General features: G+C 69.6%; 14 protein-coding genes. 5 read left to right on the top strand and 9 right to left on the bottom strand.

The window, feature by feature from the left end; genetic code table 11:
• The first annotated feature begins 32 nt into the window (after positions 1-32).
• Complete coding sequence (locus J7643_11870; GenBank protein MBO9541277.1) at positions 33-434, top strand: hypothetical protein; 402 nt, start codon at positions 33-35, stop codon at positions 432-434.
• On the opposite strand, the gene J7643_11865 is transcribed toward J7643_11870, so the two are convergent.
• Positions 431-1,462, bottom strand: coding sequence for an MltA domain-containing protein (locus J7643_11865; GenBank protein ID MBO9541276.1), 1,032 nt, complete (start codon positions 1,460-1,462; stop codon positions 431-433). The two genes, J7643_11870 and J7643_11865, sit on opposite strands and share 4 nt — an antisense overlap.
• Positions 1,463-1,501: 39 nt before the next feature.
• A complete protein-coding gene (locus J7643_11860; protein MBO9541275.1) occupies positions 1,502-2,608 on the bottom strand; it encodes a hypothetical protein in 1,107 nt (368 codons plus the stop codon).
• A gap of 169 nt (positions 2,609-2,777) precedes the next feature.
• Here J7643_11860 and J7643_11855 point away from each other — a divergent pair, with 169 nt between their 5' ends.
• From J7643_11855 to J7643_11845, 3 genes are read left to right on the top strand one after another with little or no spacing between them, the layout of a single operon-like run.
• Positions 2,778-3,548, top strand: a complete 771-nt coding sequence (locus J7643_11855; protein ID MBO9541274.1) for a hypothetical protein — start codon at positions 2,778-2,780, stop codon at positions 3,546-3,548.
• Positions 3,549-3,563: 15 nt separating this feature from the next.
• Positions 3,564-3,854 (top strand): hypothetical protein, encoded by a 291-nt coding sequence (locus tag J7643_11850; protein MBO9541273.1) that lies wholly within the window; start codon positions 3,564-3,566, stop codon positions 3,852-3,854.
• A 32-nt stretch (positions 3,855-3,886) separates the two neighbouring features.
• A complete protein-coding gene (locus J7643_11845; GenBank protein MBO9541272.1) occupies positions 3,887-6,226 on the top strand; it encodes a hypothetical protein in 2,340 nt (779 codons plus the stop codon).
• Between the two features lie 69 nt (positions 6,227-6,295).
• Here the strand turns inward: J7643_11845 and J7643_11840 are convergent, their stop codons facing one another.
• The 7 genes from J7643_11840 to J7643_11810 all read right to left on the bottom strand — a co-directional run bounded on the left by J7643_11840 (position 6,296) and on the right by J7643_11810 (position 16,989).
• A complete protein-coding gene (locus J7643_11840; protein ID MBO9541271.1) occupies positions 6,296-8,251 on the bottom strand; it encodes a hypothetical protein in 1,956 nt (651 codons plus the stop codon).
• 10 nt (positions 8,252-8,261) lie between these two features.
• Positions 8,262-10,181: an SMP-30/gluconolactonase/LRE family protein gene (locus tag J7643_11835; protein MBO9541270.1), complete on the bottom strand. Its 1,920-nt coding sequence runs from the start codon at positions 10,179-10,181 to the stop codon at positions 8,262-8,264.
• Positions 10,182-10,183: 2 nt separating this feature from the next.
• Complete coding sequence (locus J7643_11830) at positions 10,184-11,329, bottom strand: hypothetical protein (GenBank protein MBO9541269.1); 1,146 nt, start codon at positions 11,327-11,329, stop codon at positions 10,184-10,186.
• Between the two features lie 35 nt (positions 11,330-11,364).
• Positions 11,365-13,269: an IPT/TIG domain-containing protein gene (locus J7643_11825; GenBank protein ID MBO9541268.1), complete on the bottom strand. Its 1,905-nt coding sequence runs from the start codon at positions 13,267-13,269 to the stop codon at positions 11,365-11,367.
• 11 nt (positions 13,270-13,280) lie between these two features.
• On the bottom strand, positions 13,281-15,191 hold the full coding sequence (locus J7643_11820) for a hypothetical protein (GenBank protein MBO9541267.1): 1,911 nt from the start codon (positions 15,189-15,191) through the stop codon (positions 13,281-13,283).
• A 10-nt stretch (positions 15,192-15,201) separates the two neighbouring features.
• Entirely contained in the window at positions 15,202-16,146 is a 945-nt protein-coding gene (locus tag J7643_11815) for an IPT/TIG domain-containing protein (protein ID MBO9541266.1), read from the bottom strand.
• A 141-nt stretch (positions 16,147-16,287) separates the two neighbouring features.
• Positions 16,288-16,989, bottom strand: coding sequence for a hypothetical protein (locus tag J7643_11810; protein ID MBO9541265.1), 702 nt, complete (start codon positions 16,987-16,989; stop codon positions 16,288-16,290).
• Between the two features lie 139 nt (positions 16,990-17,128).
• Between J7643_11810 and J7643_11805 the strand changes: the two genes are divergently transcribed.
• On the top strand, positions 17,129-17,353 hold the full coding sequence (locus tag J7643_11805) for a hypothetical protein (protein MBO9541264.1): 225 nt from the start codon (positions 17,129-17,131) through the stop codon (positions 17,351-17,353).
• The last annotated feature ends 134 nt before the right edge of the window (positions 17,354-17,487 follow it).

Below are 17,487 nucleotides of genomic sequence, written 5' to 3'. Positions count from 1 at the left end.
AGCATGCCCCGGCGCAGGGGCGGGGAGAGACTATGTCCGTACACTACATCTGCTGGTTTTCTCAGGGCTCGGACGGCGAGGCCGGCTTCGTGCCCACCGACGGCGGCTGCCACCACGAAGAGGACTACATCGCCTGGGAGATGACCGAGGTTTTGCGCAACAACTTCGGCATCAACTTCCCGGCTTTCGTGCCGGTCCTCAGCGACATGGGCGAGGTGGACCCCGCGCTGTTGCCCGAGCCCACTCGCTGCCTGGAGGTCTTCTCCGAGACCATGCGCGAGACGCTCGCGGGGACCGAGCAGTTCATGATCAAGGACATCTTCAACCAGCCCAAGCACATCCCGGGCCCGGCGGTCGCCGAGTGGCTCGATGAGTACCGCAAGCGCTGGGGCCAGGGCTACTTCCTGGTGCGGGTGCCCGAGACGTCGCGCTAGCGCGTGGCGCTCGGGGTCAGTAGCAGGTAGGTCAGCGAGCCCGAAGCGTTCAGGGTGCCCGCGATGAGGCCCGCCTCGTCGCCAGCGCCCCAGAAGATGTCCGCGCGGCCCCAGCCCTTGATGGCCGAGCCCGTGTCCTGGTCGCAGACGAAGCGACCTTGCTCCTTGCCGTCCTTCGTATAGCGCACGTAGGCGATCGCCCCCGAAGGCGAGAGCGCCTTGTCGGTGGCGATCGAACGGCCCGCCGTGAGCATGACGCCTGAGACGCCGAAAGGCCCGCTGTCGGCGAGCTTGAAGAAGACGTAGCTCGGGTTCTGGACGAGGTAGCCGTGCAGCTCTTCGGGGTGCTCGGCGAAGTAGCGCCGGATCTCGGGCACCGAGATGCGCTCGACGGGGATCTTGCCGTCGGCGACGAGCAATTTGCCGAGGCTCACGTAGGGGTGGCCGTTGCCGCCGCCGTAGTTGACGGGGACCTCGCGGCCGTCCTCGAAGCGCAGGATGCCCGAGCCCTGCACCATCAAGAGGTAGCGATCCAGCTCGTGCTCGACCCAGGCGATCTCGAGGCCCTGGCCGTCGAGGGCGCCGGCATCCTCGATCCCCGTCCGGGTCATGGCGGGAGCCCCCGGGGTCAGCACGGGCGGCCGGGCGTAGAGGGGAAAGCGAAAGCGGCTGTCTGCGGTGCGCCGGGCGTCGAGCCGCGGCAGGTAGTAGCCCGTGAAGTGGGCGGGGGCCTCGATCAGGGTGAAGCGCTCGCGCAATTTGCGCTCGAAGTCCGGGGTGCCGAAGGCCTCGCGCACCAAGGCGGCGAAGGCGATCGCCGTCTGGCGCAGATCCTGCTGGGTGACGAGGCGCTCGCCCAGGCGCAGCGGGGCGATCCGGTCCTTGTCGAGGTAGGCTTGCTGCCGCTCCAGGGCCGTGAGCAGCGAGGCGGCGTCGGCCTCATCCGTGAAGGGGGCGGCGATCGCGCGAGCCGGGCTCAGCAGGCTGAACCCGGTGATGACGGCAAGGGCGAAGAGGCGGGCGCGCATGCCCCGAGGATACCATGCGGGGGCGCGTGAGAGGCCCTCTTACTTGCGCGAGAGGTTGTCCAGCCGGCTCCGGAAGTCGGAAAGGGTCATGCTCTCCACACCGCTGCGGTCCTCGATCCGGCGCTTGGGGCTGGTCTTGCCGTCGGTCTCGGTGCCGGGCGGGTAGGTCTCGCCCCACGGGTTGCGGTAGTAGACGCGGTCGTTCTCGATCTTGAGCACCAGGACCTCGTGCCCCGAGCGCTTCTTCTCGGTGCTGCCCTTCCAGTCCATCCCGACCGGGACCATCTGCCCCTTGGCGAGGGCGTCCTTCAGGGTGTTCATGAGGCGATCGCGCCCCAGCAGGGTGGTGTGGGTCTCGTAGTTAGCGTTCAGGACGGCCGAGAGGACCCGGGTGGTGGCGAAGGCGGGAAGGCCGCCAGGGATCACCGAGGCGCCCGCGATCCCATGCTGGTCCTTCTCGTTGCTGTAGCTGAGCGGGCCGTTGCCGTACTCCATCATGGCGGCCTCGAAGAGACGGCTGGCGGCGGTGCGGCCCGAGTCGTCGTCGGCGAGGGTGCCCGCGGCGCGGCTGATCTTGGCGCCGCTCGCGAGGGTGACCTGGCCGCTCGCGCTCGCGAGGTCCGCGACCACGCGGGCGTACTCGGCCGGGGATTGCTTGGCGATCATGTACTCGGCGGTGGTGACGGTGCAGGTGCCGCGAGCGCCCTGCGAGATGGTGCCGGGGTCCTGGGCCTGCACGATGAGGCTGCCGAGCACGTCGGCGCGCGAGAGGCCCTTCGGCAGGGCCTGGCTCGCGAGGCGGTCCAGGTGGGTGAGGAGGCGATCGCCCGTGCGCAGGTCCTTGCTGCTCAAGAGACGGCCGTCTTCGAGCAGCTTGACGAGTGCTCTTTGACCATCCGTGCCGGCAGCGCCCCAGACCCGGTCGAACTGCTTGCGCTGTGCGTCTGAAAGGGCGTGATAGAGAGCGACTTGCCCGGGCAGCATCTGGCTGGTGGGCCGCACTTGCGCGGGCGCGCTGCGCGTGAGCTGGTCCTGGGGAAGGCTTCCTTTGGCCTTCGGTTCCGAGGCCGGGGGCTTGGCGGCAAGCGGGGCCGCGGCGCGCACGGGCGTGGCGACGGTGCTGCTGCGCAGGATCGACTTCGGCATGGGACCTCCTAAAACGAGAGCGTTTCGAGATCTATCCGTCAAAGACCGCCGAGGCTTTCTTAAGCTCAGGTTATGGGCGAGCAAAGGTTCACAAAAAGCAAGCCCTCAGTTGCTTTCTGGGGCCGCGGCGAGAGATTGATCGCCTGCTACGCAGGGTAGAATAGGGGCGATGAGCGCGACCTTCTTTCCTCTGGGGGGCAGGCGGTTCGCCTGGGCTTTGGTCCTGGGCCTGACGCTGGCTCTGCCGGCCTTCGCCGCCCCGACCCCCCGGCCCCAACCGACCCCCGCGCGCCGGGTTGCCGACCCGGTGCCGGGCGATACGCTCGCGGCCTACGAGCGCCGCTACCCCGACCTGCATCCGACGGGGGGCATCGCCGTGCCGCGCGCCGCGCGGGGCTTCGAGTTCGAGCTCTACGACGGCAAGCCGGGCAAGGAGTACGTCTACGGCCCGACCTTCTTGCCGGCGGATCCCAGCGACACCACGGGCAACGTCTACTTGCCCAAGCTCTCGCTCTTGGTCCTCAAGACCCCACGCGGCGATCGCTTCGTCATCCAGGAGACCCGCCAGCAGCTCTTCGAGGGGCCGGAGCCGATCGACGCCTTCCTCGCCGACGCAGAGCAGGCTGCCTTGCGCCGGGTGCCGCCCACCTCGAACCTGATCGAGCTCTTCAAGCGCTGGTACGCGCGCACCGTCCTCAAAGAGAAGCGCTACGCCCAGATCTTCAACGACGAGCGCGTCACGGTCTATCAGACCGCCCTGGACGAAGGCAAGATCGGCTCGCTGCTCATGATGCCCGACTGGGAGAACGCCCTGCCCGAGACCTACCCCGCCAGCGCCAAGCCGGGCGGGGTCCTCAAGCGGATTGACTATCTGCTCGAATACCAGGCGATCGCCCTCGACGACCTCTACCCCACCCTTCGCAAGTACTTGCGCCACTAGGAGCCACTCTCCCCCATGGATCACTCCCTCGAAATCCTTCCCGAGGCCACCACGCGCCAGGTGCGCGAATGGTTCGTCACTTATCGCAAGGACACCTATCCCCGTTTCGGCGAGGGCTCGCTGCCCTGCTACAGCTACCGCGAGTTCAAGGCCAAGGCCCTCGAGCGGGTCCGCCTCAACCATGAGCTGGCCGAGCTGTACGGGCGCCACCCGCAGCTCTCGCAGGCCCCCGCCGAGGACCGGGCGAAGATGGTCCACCTGGAAGTCCAGTCGAGCCAACTCGAGCACGAGCTGTGCATGTCCTAAAGCCGTCTGTCGGGCGTCTCACTCTGGGGGCCTTGCTTGGCCTCGCCCTGGGCTGCGCGGTGGGTGCTTTGCCTGTCTTTGCGCAGAGCCCGGAAGCCACCCCCTCGGCCGTCCAGGCCGCTCCGTCGAGTGCCGTGCCCGCCTTCGATGCGCCGCCCCTCTCGGTGGCCTCCCAGTCGATCGAGCAGCTCATGGAGATGCCCGAGGTGGTCGTGCCGCGGCCCCGCACGCTCACGATCCTGCACACCAACGACTCGTTCGGCCTCTTCGAGCCGGTGAGGCTCGACCCCTACCGTGCCCGCCCCACCATCGCGGGCGGCCTGTCGCGAGCGGCCTCCCTCATCGGGACGGAGCGCGATCGCACCCCCGCCACCCTGCTCCTCTCCTCGGGCAATGTGCTCGGGCCGAGCTCGCTGGCAGCGGCCACCAAGGGTCGCTCGGTCATCGAGGCCATGAACCGGGCGGGCTATGACGCCTGGCTGCCCGCCAACCACGACTTCGGCTACGGCCTCGACGCCCTCATGGACCGGGTGCGCGAGTCGTCGGCGTCGGTGGTCCTGACCAACGTGCGCTGGGCCAAGTCCAAGGAGCCTCTCGCCAAGCCCTATGCGGTCTTCGAGCGTGGCGGCGTGCGGGTGGCGGTCATCGGCCTCTTGGACGGTGCGCTCGCTCAGTACGTCGATCTCAAGGACATCGGCCGGGTCGAGGTAGTGCCGCCTTTGGAGGCGGTCGCGCGCTGGGTGCCCGTCATCCGCAAGGCGGCCACCCCGGACATCGTGGTGGCCCTCACCCACCTTTCGCTCGACCAGGAAATGCCCCTCTTGACCCGCGACTCGGGGATCGATCTGGTGATCGGGGGCTTCAACTCCGCCAACCCCAACGCCATCGCCGTTCACGAGGTGGTCGGTATCGACGGCAAGCGTGCGCTGCACGCCGGCGCCTTCGGGACCGCCGTGGGCAAGGCGCGCCTGACCTTCGAGCCGGGGCCCCAGGGCGACTACCGCCTCAGCCGCATCGAGCCGGACATGCTGCGCCTGGACGAAGAGCGCCCCCATGCGCTGGGCCACGCCCTCTCGGGCGTGGTTGCTACGGCCAAGAAGGACTCCAACGACCACTGGGCGCGCGCCTACGGGAGCCTCGCGCGCCTGGCCGATCGCACGACCTCGGACGAGGCCAAGGCCCTGATCCCCGAGATCATGCGCCTGAAAGCCCGCGCCGAGCTCGCCGTCCTGCCCCGGAGCTTCTTCCACGACGAGCGCGTCTACGGCCCCATCACCACCACCAAGAGCCTCTACTACGCCATGCCCTGGGAGGATGCGATCGCCGTGGCCGAGGTCAAGGGCTCGGTGCTCGTGACCCTCTACGACAAGGCGCTCGCCGGTAATCGGCCCGCAGCACTCGCGGCGGGGCTTGCCAAGGTGGGCGACGTGCTCCACATCAACGGCCGCCCTGTCGAGCCCAACACGACCTACTCGATCGCCGTGCCGGTGCCCGCCATCCAGGGCAAGTCCCAGCACCTCGAAACCCTGAGCGGCGTCAAGGCGCGCACCCTGAACACCTCGATCCGCGAGGCGATGGTCGCTTACTTCGCCGAGCAAGGCAAGCTGGGTCGGGCCGTGGGCAAGGGGGGCTTTCCCGACTACTACCTGACCCCCTTCTGGAAGTCGTCCTTGCAGTTCGCCACCGACCTCCAGCGGCGGACGGTGGACACGGCCGGCACGCGTTACCCCGACCTGACCTGGAAGGGCGACAAGAGCGGCATGAGCTGGGGGGGCGACCTCAACTACGAGCTGGGCACCACCTGGGCGGCCAACGAGTTGGACAACACCCTCAAGCTGTCCTACCACAGCGATCAGCTCTCGGACGGCAAGAGCCAGACCTCGGCGGACCGGATCCAGTTCATCTCCGACTACCGCACCCAGGCCTTCTCGGCCCAGACCAAGCCGTATGCGACCCTCACCCTCAACACGCGCTTCGTCAACGACAAGGACCCGCGCTACTTCCTCGGCCAGCTCGGGACCGGCCTGAGCCATCAGTTCCCGCTGGGCTTCGAGCTGCGAGGGGGTGTGGAGTACCGTCACCACTTCTTCGATCTCAAGCAGCCGGATCGAACGGGTCTCACCTCCCAGGTCCTCTTCAAGCGAACGCTGTGGAGCCTCTCGCTCTCGACGGATCTCAAGCTGTTCGCAACGGGAAACGTGGCGGGCGAGGGTCTCTTGCTGGACGACGAGTCGGTGATCTCGCTGCCCTTGAACGAGACCACGGCCTTGAGCTACAAATTCAACGCCTACCGCAACACCCTGTATCCCGACTGGGCGACGCGCCACATGGTCGGCTTGGTCTTCAAGTTCAACCAGCCCTGGCTCTTCTAAAGCCTTTCGGCCATTCGCTCACAGCCCCCCGACCTGAACTAGGACGGGGGGCTGTGAGCTGGGGGCTCGTTACGGGGTGATGACGCGGATGCAGTGGTTGCCCTCGTCCGCCACGTAGATCGTGCCGTCCGGGGCGCGGTAGAGGCCCGCGGGGTTCCTGAACTTGGCGGCGGCGAGGGGGCCGTCCGCGTAGCCCGCGACGCCGGCTCCGGCCGAGACGGTGCCCGCGACCAGGCTCGTCACGCTGGCCGCGGTGACCTTGCGGACCAGGTGGTTGCCCCAGTCCGTGAAATACAGCGAGTCGTCGCTGGGATCGGTCACGACGCTGTGGACGCCCGCCATGCGGGCGGCTGCTCCCGTGCCTTCCGCGTAGCCCTGGGTCGTGGGGTTGCCCACGAACGAGCTGGTGACGCCGCCGGGGGTGACCTTGCGCAGGTTGTAGGCCCCGAACGAGGTGACGAACATGTTCCCCGCCGAGTCGAAGGCGATCTCGTGGGGGTTGTTCAGCTCGGCGCCCGTGCTGGTCCCCTCGGTGTTGCCCGCGGCGCCACTGCCCACGAAGGTCGTGACGGTCCCGTCGGGGGTGATCTTGCGGATCTTGTTGTTGCCCTGATCCACCACGTAGAGGTCGCTGCCACGGTACTTGAGGTTGGAGGGCCAGTTGAACTGGGCGGTGGCGAGCGCGCCGTCCACCGAGCCGGTCGCGCCGGTGCCGCCGAAGACGCTCACCAGGCCGTCGCGAGTGATCTTGCGCAGCAGGTGGTTCTTCTTGTCGGCCAAAACGAGGCTGCCGTCCGGGCTCAGGGCCACCCCTGCCGGCCAGTTGAAGGAGGCGCTCAGCCCCACGGCGGCGACCGAGGTGGTGGCGTCCTGGACGACCGGGTAGCCCACCCCTGCGAGGGTCGTCACCTGCCCGAGGCGCGTCATCCGGCGCACCCGGTGGCCGCTGTGGTCCACCACGACGAGGGCGCCGTCGGCGTCGGGCACCACCGAGATCGGGTTGGAGAACTGGGCGCCGAAGCCCGCCCCGTCGGCCCAGCCGGCGATGGTGCTGCCCGCGAGCGTCCCGACCGTGCCGCGCAACTGGTAGAAGGCCGAGAGGGTCTGCCGGACGCCCCCGGGCTGCTGCACCGTGAACTCGGCCGAGTAGGCCTGGGCGGGGATGGTCACGGTAGCGCTCGTCTGGTCCGCTGCGATGCTCCAGGTCGCGGCGGGGATCGCGCCGAACCAGAAGGCCAGGCGCCCGGGCCTGGGGTCGAAGTGCATCCCGCGCACCGTCACGGTACCCCCGGGCGTCCCGATGGCAGGGCTCATGCCGAGCACCCCGGGGATCCCCCCGATGAGCGAGTAGCTGCCCTTGCCGGCGTCGTAGGCGATGGAGACGAGCGGGTCCTGATCGAGCGAGAGCGCGCTCGTCACCAGCCCGAGCACCGGGGTGAAGTCGGACGCCTCGAAGAGACCGGTGCCCGTCTGGTCGAACGAGGAGCCGCTCACCTTGCCGACCAGCTTCGAGAGGTCCAGGGTCGTGCCGGTGGCTTGCTTGAGCCCGACCACGGTGGCGATCGCGGTGGTGGCCGCGCTCAGGGCGACTCCGGCGTTGGGGGTCGTGTTCGTCAGGCTCTTCCAGCCGCCGTCGTATACCAGCAGGGTGCGCAGCCGCGCCGCGCGAGCGCCGGGGCGGTTCGGATCCCCGCCCATGGCGAGCCCCTTGAGGGCCTCGAGGTAGTAGACCCCGCCCGGGGTCGGTGAGAGCCCCGCGAAGCTCAGGACGAAGGCGCCGCCCGCGTTGGTGACGGTGCTCGCGAGTGCGTTGCCCGAGGCCGCCTCGAACAGGGTGACGCTGGCGCCGTCGGCGACCTCTTCGAGGGTGGCCTGGGCCTGGCGGACGGGGAAGCGCACCTCGCCGCGCAGGGCGGGAGCCGTGGCGACGGTCGCGGTAGGGGTGGCGAGACAGCCCCCGAGGCCGGCCGTCACGAGCAGCAGGCCGAGGGCGAGTGGGGCGATGGGGTGCTTCGATGCGGTCATGGGTGCTGCCTTAGTAGGTGAAGGTTCGGATTCGGTGGCTGAAGCGGTCTGCGATGAACAGGCTGCCGTTCCAGGGCATGGCGTCGGTGAGGCCCCGGAAGGTGGCGGCGAACTGCCCGCCGTCCAGGGCGCCCATGCGATCGCTACCGGCCAGGGTGGTCACCACGCCGGCGGGAGTGACCTGGCGAATGCGGTTGGCACCGGGGTCCGACACCACCAGGTTGCCGTTCTCGTTCATTCGGATGTGGTACGGCTTGACGAAGCGCGCGGCGGCACCGATGCCGTCGATCGATCCGCTCGCGAGCGCGGTGCCCGCGAGGGTGGTGACGTTGAAGGTGCCGGCCTCGATCTTGCGGATGGTGAGCCCGTTGTACTCGGTCGCGTAGAGGTTGCCCGCGTTATCAACCGTAAGGCCGATGGGCCCCGCGATCTTGGCGGCGGTGCCCACGCCGTCCTGGGTGACGTTCGTGCCGTCGCCCGCGACCGTCACGACCGTGCCGTCCGCGGCGATGCGGCGGATCCGGTGGTCGGTGTAGTCGGCCACGTAGAGGTACCCGCCGTGAAAGGCCATGCCGACGGGGTTTTTGAAGCGGGCGCTGGGGCCTTGTCCGTCCTGAAAGACGATCTGCCCCTTGGTGCCCGCCAGGGTGGTGACGTTGCCCGTAGGGTCCACCTTCCGGACGACGTTGTTGCCCGTATCGCCCACGTAGAGGTTGCCCGCGGGATCCGCCCCGAGGCCGAAGGGATCGGCGAACTTGGCCTGGCCGGGGCCGCCGTCCTGGTACCCCTTGCCGATGCCCGTGAAGGTGCTGACGACCCCCTGCGGGGTCATGCGCCGGATGCAGCCGTTGTAGCGGTCGGTGAAGTAGAAGTTGCCGTCCGCCGGGTTGCGCACGATGGAATTGGGGGCGTTGAGCTGGGCGTAGGTGCCCTTGGCGTCGCGCCAGGTGAGCCGGTCGTAGTCGCCCGCCGGGCCATCGCCCGCGAAGGTGCCCACGGTCCCCGAGACGAAGAGATAGGGGCCCATCCAGGTGCTCGTCCCAGCCTTCAGCTCCACGTAGCCGCTGTGGGCGTCCGAGGGCAGCTGGAGCCGCAGCTGGGTGCGATCGCCGCTCACTCCCCACAGGACGGGCTTCTTGCCCACCGTCACCGAGACGCTGGCGTCCGGCAGGGGTAGGTTCTGGCCGTAGACCGTGACGGCCTGGCCGGGCTTCAGGCTGGTCGGGGTGTAGGACTCGAACAGGCTGGGCTCGCCCGGTTTCAGGGCGAAGCGCGCGGGCGCTCCCGGCTCGTAGGCGATCGCTCCCACCGGGTCTAGGTCCTGTTCGAGGGCCTGGCGCACCAGGGCGTGGACCTGGGTGAACTCGTCGCTTGCGATCGCGGTCCCCGTCGGGTCGAAGGCACCGCCCGAGAGCTTGCTCGAAAGCGCCTGGAGCTGGGCGGGGCTCAGCCCCTTGAGGCCACCGATGATCGCCAGGGCCGTGGTGCGGGGGCCGAGCTGGGGGGTGCTGCCGCCCGAGAGGCTCGTCCAGCTGCCCCCCGCGTAGAAGGCCAGGGTGCGCAGCCGCGCGACCGGCGCGCCGATGCGGTTCGCGCCGAGGCCCATGCCAAGCCCCTTGCTCGCTTCGAGCAGGTAGGGGCGGTTCTCGACGGGGGCCGTGAGCGGCGCGAGGCTAAAGGAGCCGTTCGGGGCGCTGACGGTGGTAGCGACCGTGCGGCCGCTCACCGCGTCGATCAAGGAGACGGTGGCGCCGTTGGCGACCTCTGCGAGCGCGGCGAGCGTGCTGCGGTCGTCGATTTCGAGGATCCGGCCCGTGAGCGGGGCGTGGGGGGCTTGCGTCTGGTGCGCGAGCGGCACCTGGCAGCTTGTGGCCGCGCCCGTGGCGAGCAGCAGGGCGCAGAGACCGATGGCGAGCTTCGTATGCGTCAAGACTAGCGTCCCCACAGCACGTCGAGGCGCCCCTGGCTGGGATCGAGCAGCCAGACGCGGCCGTTCGCGTCGATCCCGACGCTCGTGGGGCTCAGCTGGAGGGTGACCGAGGTGGGGTTCGTCCCGTCCAGCGCCACGTGGGTCACGCGCTGGTTCTCCTTCTGGGCGGCCCAGACGCGATCGCCCGCCGCCAGCGCGTAGGGACGCGAGCCGAGCGCCAGGGCGGGGTCGGCGATGCTCGAACCGCTCGGCACCCGCCGCAGGGCGTTGGGGGTATGGGTGGCGGCCCAGGTGTTGCCCAGCCGATCAACCGTGAGGGCCGTGGGGGTGCCGCCTAGGTCGATCGTGGCCCCTTCGACTCCCGTCTCCCGGTCGATCCGGTGCAGCTTGCCGTCCGAGGTGGCGACCCAGGCGTGAGCCGACGAGAGGGCGATCGCGACCGGGCTGCCCGTCACGCCCGCGAAGCTCTGGATGGCGCCATCCGAGAGGCGGACGCGCGTTAGCTGGCCGCCGGCATGGGCGATCCAGCCTTCCGCGTCGTCACCGGCGAGCAACACGCCGCTAGCCAGTACGCCATAGCCCGTCTTGCTCAGGCCGTACTGGTCGTTCGTCAGCCGGTAGAGCCGGTTCTCGGAGGCGCTCAGCACCCACAGCCCGTAGGCCGTGGCGACCAGGGCCGCGGCGTCGGCGCCCGGCGCCGTGCTCAGGACGACCTCGCCGTCGCCGTTCAGCTTGGCCACGTCCGCGGTGCGCAGGACCCAGGGCTCGGTCTGGTTGCCGGCAAGGCTCATCCCCCGCAGCGGGTCGCTCGCAAAGAGGCTCGCAAGCAGCGTGCCCGGGGGCGTGGCGTTGGGGGCGGGCGGGCGCGGGGTGGGGACCTGCTCGTAGCCGCCGTCCGTGCCGGGCGTCGGGGTCGTGGTGTCGATGCCGCTGTCGAGCCCGCTCGGGGTGGGCTCGGGCGTCGGGGTAGCGCTCGAGGGTGGGGTGGGCCCGTCGGTCGGGATCTTGGCGTCGATGGTCGTGTCCGCGCTCGGGGTGCCGGTGCCCGGCTGAACGCCCGTCACGAGGGGCGTGTCGTCGTCGGGGGCGCAGCCCGCCGCGAGGGCGAGCAGCAGCGTGAGCAAGGGGAGCCAGCGCTTCGAGGTCATGGGGCCACTCCTGGGGGATCTTCCTGCCATCCGCATCAGAACGTGACGACCCGGATGCGGTGGTTGTACTCGTCGGTGACGTAGAGGGTATTGTCCGGGGCAAGGTAGGCGCCTGTCGGCTGGTTGAACCGGGCGTCGAGCAGGGGACCGTCGGCGTAGCCCTGCACGCCGCTTCCGGCGAGGGTCGTCACGACCCCGGCCGGGGTGACCTTGCGAATCTTGTGGTTGCCGAAGTCGACGACATACAGGTTGTTGGCGGCGTCGATCGTGAGGCTCTGGGGCTTGCTGAACCTCGCGGCCGCGCCCGTGTCGTCCACGTTCGCCGCGACGTTGAAGGCGCCGGCGAACGTGCTGATGGCGCCGTCGGGGGCGATCTTGCGGATGGTGTGCCGCGGGAATTGACAGACGAACATGTTGCCGCTCGTGTCGAAGACCAGGTCCCGCGGGCCGTAGAGCTGGCCGCCCACGCCCGCGGCGTCCCCGGCGACCCCCGTGCCGGCGAAGGTCGTGACGTTGCCGCTCGCGTCGATCTTGCGGATCTTGTGGTTGGTGGTGTCGGCGACGTAGAGGTCGGTGCCCCGGTAGCGCATGCCGACGGGCAGGTTGAAGCTGGCGGTGGCGAGGTCGCCGTCGGTGTTGCCGGGAAGACCGATCGAGTCGCTCGCGACGCCCGCGTAGAGCGTCACGATGCCGGAGGGCGTGATCCGGCGCAGCATGTGGTTCCACATGTCGCTGAGCAGGTAGTCCCCGCCGGGCATCGTGACCATGGCGCCCGGCCGGAAGAAGAGGGCCTCGGTGCCGGTGCCGTTCGCGATGCCTTGGGCCCCGCCGCCCACGAAGGTGGTGACGCGCCCGTCCGGCGTCACCCGGCGGATGCGGTTGCCCACGTACTCGCTGACGAGCAAGTTGCCGTCGGCGTCCGGCATGAGCCGGACCGGCTGGTTGAAGGTGGCCTCGAGCCCCGTGCCGTCACGGCTGCCGGCTATTCCGGCGCCTGCGAGGGTGCCGACGGTCCCGCGCAGCCGGTAGAAGCCCGCGAGGATCTGGCTTGCGCCGTTCGGCTGGCGCATGGTGAGCGGGGCCGAGTAGGCGGTAGCCGGGATGGGCACGGTGAGGGTCCGGCGGTCCGCGCTCACGCTCCAAGTGCTCGCCGCCGTCGTGCCGAAGTAGAAGGCGTAGCGCCCGCTCAGGCTCTCGAAGTTCTCGCCCTTGAGCGTCAGGCTTCCGCCGGGGGTGCCGATGGCCGGGGAGACGGAGCTGACCCAGGGCAGGCGGCTCGCAAGCGTGTAGGTGCCGGTTGTGGCGTCGTAGGCGATGGAGGCGAGCGGATCCTGGTCGAGCGTCAGGGCGTTCGTGACGTGCGAGAGGACGGGGGTGAAGTCGTTGGCGTTGCTCAGGCCCGTGCCGGCTTCGGCGAACGCGCTGCCGTTGACGGTGTTGATCAGCTTCGCCAGGTCGAGGGCGGTGCCTGCGGCCTGCTTGAGGCTGACTGCCGTGGCGATCGCGGTGGTGGCGGCGCTGAGGGTGACGCCGGCGTTGAGGGTGGCGTTGGTGAGGCTTTGCCAGCCGCCGTTCCAGAACAGGAGGGTGCGCAGGCGCACGGTGGCAGCCCCTGCCCGGTGGCCTTCCAGCCCCTTGTAGGCGTCGAGGTAGTAGGTGCTCCCCGCCTTGGGGGAAAGGGCCGAGAACGAGAGGTTGAACTGGCCCGAGGCGTCGGTGACGGTGGTGGCGAGTGTTTGCTGGGTGCTGGCGTCGATGAGCGAGACCGAGGCCTTGTTCGCGACCGCGTCGAGGGTGGTCTGGGCGGTGCGCGCGGGGAAGACGACCCGGCCGCTCAGGAGCTGGGCGGGGGCGAGCGCGCCCGGCGGCAGCGCGCGATCGCCCGTGCAGGCCGCGAGCACGAGCGAAAGACCGGTTGCGAGGATCAAGGCGTGGCGCATGGCGTTCATCCTCAGGGCACGATCGCGCGGACGTTGAGCCCGTCTCGCTCGGCGACGTAGAAGACGCCGTTCCGGTAAGCGAGGCCGGGAGGCGTGGCGAACTGGGCGAGGCCGAGGGGGCCGTCGGCAGTCCCGGTCAGGCCCGAGCCCGCTACGGTGGTGACCTGGCCCGTGTTGCGGTCGATCCGCCGCAGGCGCTGGCCGTACTCGACGGCGTACAGGTAGCCGTCTGGCGCGTAGACGAGCTGCGTTGGACTGGTGAAGCGAGCGTTTGCCCCCGTGCCGTCGGCGTAGCCGGCGATGTTGGTGCCCGCGAGCGTCGAGAGGACGCCGGCGGGGGTGACCTTGCGGATGCAGTGGTTGCCGAAGTCCGCCACGTACAGGTTGCGAGCCGGGTCCATGGCAAGGCCTGCCGGGTGGGCGAAGCGCCCCACGCCCACCGCACCCTCCGCGAAGCCCGACGTCCCGAGGGTGCCGGCGAAGACCGAGGTGGTCCCGTTGGGGGCGATCTTGCGGATGCTGCGATTGGCGTTCTCGGCCACGTAGAGGTTGCCGTCCGGGTCGAAGACCAGGCCCTCGGGCCCGCTGAAGGGGGTGCCGCCGCCGCTTGAATAGGTCGTCACCACGCCTTGGGGCGTGACCTTGCGGATCAGGTTGTTCGTGCGTTCGGCCACGTAGACGTTGCCCGCCGCGTCGGTGGTGAGCCCGACCGGCGTGTTGAACTGGGCGCCGCCGCCGGTGCCGTCGGTGGAGCCGGCGGTCCCGTTGCCCGCCAAGGTCGTCACGCTGCCCGCAGGCGAGATCTTGCGCACGGCGTGGTTGTCTCGGTCCGCCACGAAGAGGTTGCCCTGCGGGTCGAAGGTGAGCTGGTAGAGGTAGGTGAAGGACGCCGCGCGGCCGATGCCGTCCACGAAGCCGAGGATCCGGCTGCCGGCGAAGGTGCCGACGGTGCCCTTCACCGGGACGAAGGGGCCGGTCTGCACGGTATAGCCTTGCTGGATGCTCAGGTAGCCGGTGTAGGCGTCTGGGGGCAGCGTCACCGTGAGCTCGGTGCGCGTGGCGTTCACGCTCCAGCCGACGGGCTTGCCCGCGACGGTGACCGACACCGAGGCTCCGGCGTTCGGGAAGCCCTGTCCCTTGATGACGAGGGTACCACCTGGGCTCGGGACGGCGGGGGTGAGGGTGCCGAACACCGCGAGCTGGTTGGGTTTGCGGCCGTAACGCAACTCGGGGGTCCCGGCGCTTGCGTCGTAGCCGATGGCTTCGAGCGGATCCTGATCGGCCGCGAGGCATTCGCCGACCAGGGTCCGGACCCGGTCGAGGTCGCTCGCGGGGATGGGCGAGCCGGCGGCGTTGTAGGCGCCGTTCGCCAGGCGCCCTACCAGCGCGGCCTGTGACGCGTTCGAGAGGCCCTGGAGGCTTGCGATCGCGCAGAGGGCCGTGGTGGAAGCGCCGAGGGTGACCGGTGCGTTCGGGGTGGTGCTCGCGAGGCTGGTCCAGCTGCCGTCGGTCGCAAAGACGACGACCGTGCGCAGGCGCGCGAGCGGTGCCCCCGCCCGGTTCGCCCCGAGCCCCACCCCGAGGCCCTTCGCCGCCTCGAGCACGTAGGCCCGCCCGGGAACCGGTGAGAAGGCGCTCGGCAGGGCCAGGTCGAAGCGGCCGTCCGCCGTGCTCAGGGTGGCGGCGGCGGTCTCGCCCGAGACCCCGTCGATCAAGGAGACGGTCGCACCGCTCGCCACCTCGGCGAGGGTGGCCTGGGTGTTGCGATCGCTCGCGCCCTCGATGGCTCCTGCGAGGGTGCGGCCCGCTTCCTGATGAGTGTTCGGCAGGAGCGTCGGCACGGCCTGACAGCTGGCAACGGCCAGGGTTGCGCCCAGCAGGGCAGCGACGAGCAGGCGGGACGGTCCTTGCGGCGTGGCCATGGCGGATCTCCTAGAACTGGTCGCTCACGCCGCCCGAGACGACCCCCGTCACGGTGAAGGTCGGCCCGAGCGCGCTGAAGGCCCCCACCCGGATCGAGACCGAGGCGGTGCGGGCCTCGGGCGGTACCGTCACGGTGACGAAGGTGAGCGAGGAGGTGGCGACCGTGGCCCGGGCGTCGCCCAGGGTGACGAGGTTGTTCCCGGGGATGGCGCTGAAGCCGGTGCCCCGGATGGTCAAGGAGGTCCCGACGCTGCCGCTGGCGGGCTCGATGGCCGAGACCGTCACGTAGGCGCCGCGCCGGTGCCAGGTATTCGGCAGGGTGAGCCCCACGCTCGCCACCGGGTCCTCGCTTCGGCCGAGCGACTCGGCGGTCAGCGCTACTAGGGATCCATAGTCGTCGGTGCTCAGGGCCGGGGCGGGGTGGACGTAGTGGCCCCCCTCCTCGGGGGAGTAGGCGCCAATCAAGCTCAGGAAATCGAAGGAGGCGGGGTTGTTGTGGCGCAGGGCGGCGCCGATGCTGAGCGCGGTCGTTCCCAGATCGACCACGATCCCGCCGTTGGGCTGGGTGTTGGTCAGGGTCGTCCAGCCGTTGTTGAAGCGCGCGAGGGTCCGAAGGCGCGCCGCCACGTAACCGGGCCGGTTCTCGCTCAGGCCTTTGACCGCTTCGAGGTAGTAGAACTTGGCCGGGTCCGGCTTGAAGGTGCTGGGGAAGCTCAGCCTAAAAGCCCCGTTCTCGTTGGTGAGGGTGGTTGAAACCGAGCGGTTGTTGGCGGCGTCGATCAGCGACACGGTCGCGTAGGAGGCCACCTCCGAGAGCGTCGCCTGGGTGGCGCGCGGCGCGGCGAAGCGAGCGATACCGCTCAGGTCGAGCCGGGGATCGGGGCCCGAGGGCGCCAGGGCGCAACCGGCCAGGGTGCCCAGCGCGATCGCGCCGCAAAGAACCAACCGCGTCATGTCGTTGCCTCGCTCGAACTTCGTGCCGGTGGTGCTCGTAAGGGCGGGGATCGCTCCTTGCCCTTAGGTCTCATACCCAACGTTCGAGGGTTCGATGAGGCTTCTGATGAAGGAAGGGTGCCGCGCAGGGCGGCCGCAGTGCTATTCCCCTTCCACTTCGGGCGTTTCGCGCCGCTCTCGGGCGATCTTCCAATCGGGGTCGTCCTGGTCCGGGGTGGCCGCGGCGAATACCTCGTCCCCGTAGCCGAGCTTGGTGGTGATGGTCGCGACGACGATGAAGAGGACGCTCAGCGCGATCACGAGCACCAGGTAACCGATGCTGGGCTCCAGCGTCGGCTGCATCCAGCTCTCGAACGAGTACGGCACGGAGAAGCCCATGTGGCGGTGGTAGATGCCCAGGGTGCCGCCGACGATCGCGCCGAACAAGAGGTGGTCGATGAGGCTGCCCGCCGCCTCGCTCCAACCCTCGCGCCGTGCGAAGTAGCCCGGGTTTTCGAGCTTGCCGCTGCGGACGGCCGGGTGCAGCGGAGCCACCACGCCGAGTAGGCTCATGACGATCAGCCAGTGGACCGCCCCGAAGAGCAGCCCCCAGCCGACGCCGCCCTGGATGCCCCAGAGGCTCATGAGCGCGGCGTAGATCCAGGCTGCCAGGATCCCGATCAGGAAGTGGAAGACGAGCCCCGTGGCGAAGGCCGCCCGGGTGACCCCGAAGATCAAGGTCCCCAGGTAGGAGCCGGGGTTGTGCCGGGCCACCCCGAAGGCGTGGGCGAAGTAGAACCACGTGCTCATGGCCAGCGTGCCCAGGAGTCCCGCCAAGACGATGCCTACCCCGCTGAACAGCATGGAGACCTCCTCGTCGTCGCTCGTGCGCCGATCTTAGGCTGAACCCTTCCGAGGAGTAAAGCAGCGAGCGTTGATTTTCCTCGCCCCGCCGAGGCGCTAGAATGGCCCCGCCGAATCGTCGCGACGAGAGGAAGGCCCCATGCGTCTTGTCAGCTTTCGAGTCCATCCGACTCCCCATGCCGACTTCCAGGATCTCCGCAAGACGCTGATCCTCTTGCGAGGGGTCCATTCCGCCGAGATCCTCGCCGATCGCATCGACGTCACCTGTGACGACGCCGAGACCGACCTGGCACGCCTGCGCGCCCTGATCGAGCACAAGGGCTTCGCGATCGATGCCGATCGCCTGGAGGCCGAATCCCCCTGAGGATCCCCCCGCGCGCGAGCCCCCATCCACTGCAAGGAACCGCTCCCCTGAACCAGCCGTCCGCGAGCCCAACCGTTGGGCCCGCGGGCGGCGATCTCGTCGCGGCGCTTCGTGCATTTGATCCGAGGCTCTCC

The organism is bacterium (assembly GCA_017744355.1).
In the GTDB taxonomy this organism is placed as follows: domain Bacteria; phylum Cyanobacteriota; class Sericytochromatia; order S15B-MN24; family UBA4093; genus JAGIBK01.
The sequence above is the reverse complement of the archived record's forward strand: the minus strand, read 5'-3'. Positions and strand labels throughout refer to the sequence as shown.

Excerpts from the sequence above, each read along its gene's own strand:
- J7643_11870 (MBO9541277.1), top strand. The coding sequence starts at position 33 with ATGTCCGTACACTACATCTGCTGGTTTTCTCAGGGCTCGGACGGCGAG.
- J7643_11865 (MBO9541276.1), bottom strand. The coding sequence starts at position 1,462 with ATGCGCGCCCGCCTCTTCGCCCTTGCCGTCATCACCGGGTTCAGCCTG.
- J7643_11860 (MBO9541275.1), bottom strand. The coding sequence starts at position 2,608 with ATGCCGAAGTCGATCCTGCGCAGCAGCACCGTCGCCACGCCCGTGCGC.
- J7643_11855 (MBO9541274.1), top strand. The coding sequence starts at position 2,778 with ATGAGCGCGACCTTCTTTCCTCTGGGGGGCAGGCGGTTCGCCTGGGCT.
- J7643_11850 (MBO9541273.1), top strand. The coding sequence starts at position 3,564 with ATGGATCACTCCCTCGAAATCCTTCCCGAGGCCACCACGCGCCAGGTG.
- J7643_11840 (MBO9541271.1), bottom strand. The coding sequence starts at position 8,251 with ATGACCGCATCGAAGCACCCCATCGCCCCACTCGCCCTCGGCCTGCTG.
- J7643_11830 (MBO9541269.1), bottom strand. The coding sequence starts at position 11,329 with ATGACCTCGAAGCGCTGGCTCCCCTTGCTCACGCTGCTGCTCGCCCTC.
- J7643_11825 (MBO9541268.1), bottom strand. The coding sequence starts at position 13,269 with ATGCGCCACGCCTTGATCCTCGCAACCGGTCTTTCGCTCGTGCTCGCG.
- J7643_11820 (MBO9541267.1), bottom strand. The coding sequence starts at position 15,191 with ATGGCCACGCCGCAAGGACCGTCCCGCCTGCTCGTCGCTGCCCTGCTG.
- J7643_11815 (MBO9541266.1), bottom strand. The coding sequence starts at position 16,146 with ATGACGCGGTTGGTTCTTTGCGGCGCGATCGCGCTGGGCACCCTGGCC.
- J7643_11810 (MBO9541265.1), bottom strand. The coding sequence starts at position 16,989 with ATGCTGTTCAGCGGGGTAGGCATCGTCTTGGCGGGACTCCTGGGCACG.
- J7643_11805 (MBO9541264.1), top strand. The coding sequence starts at position 17,129 with ATGCGTCTTGTCAGCTTTCGAGTCCATCCGACTCCCCATGCCGACTTC.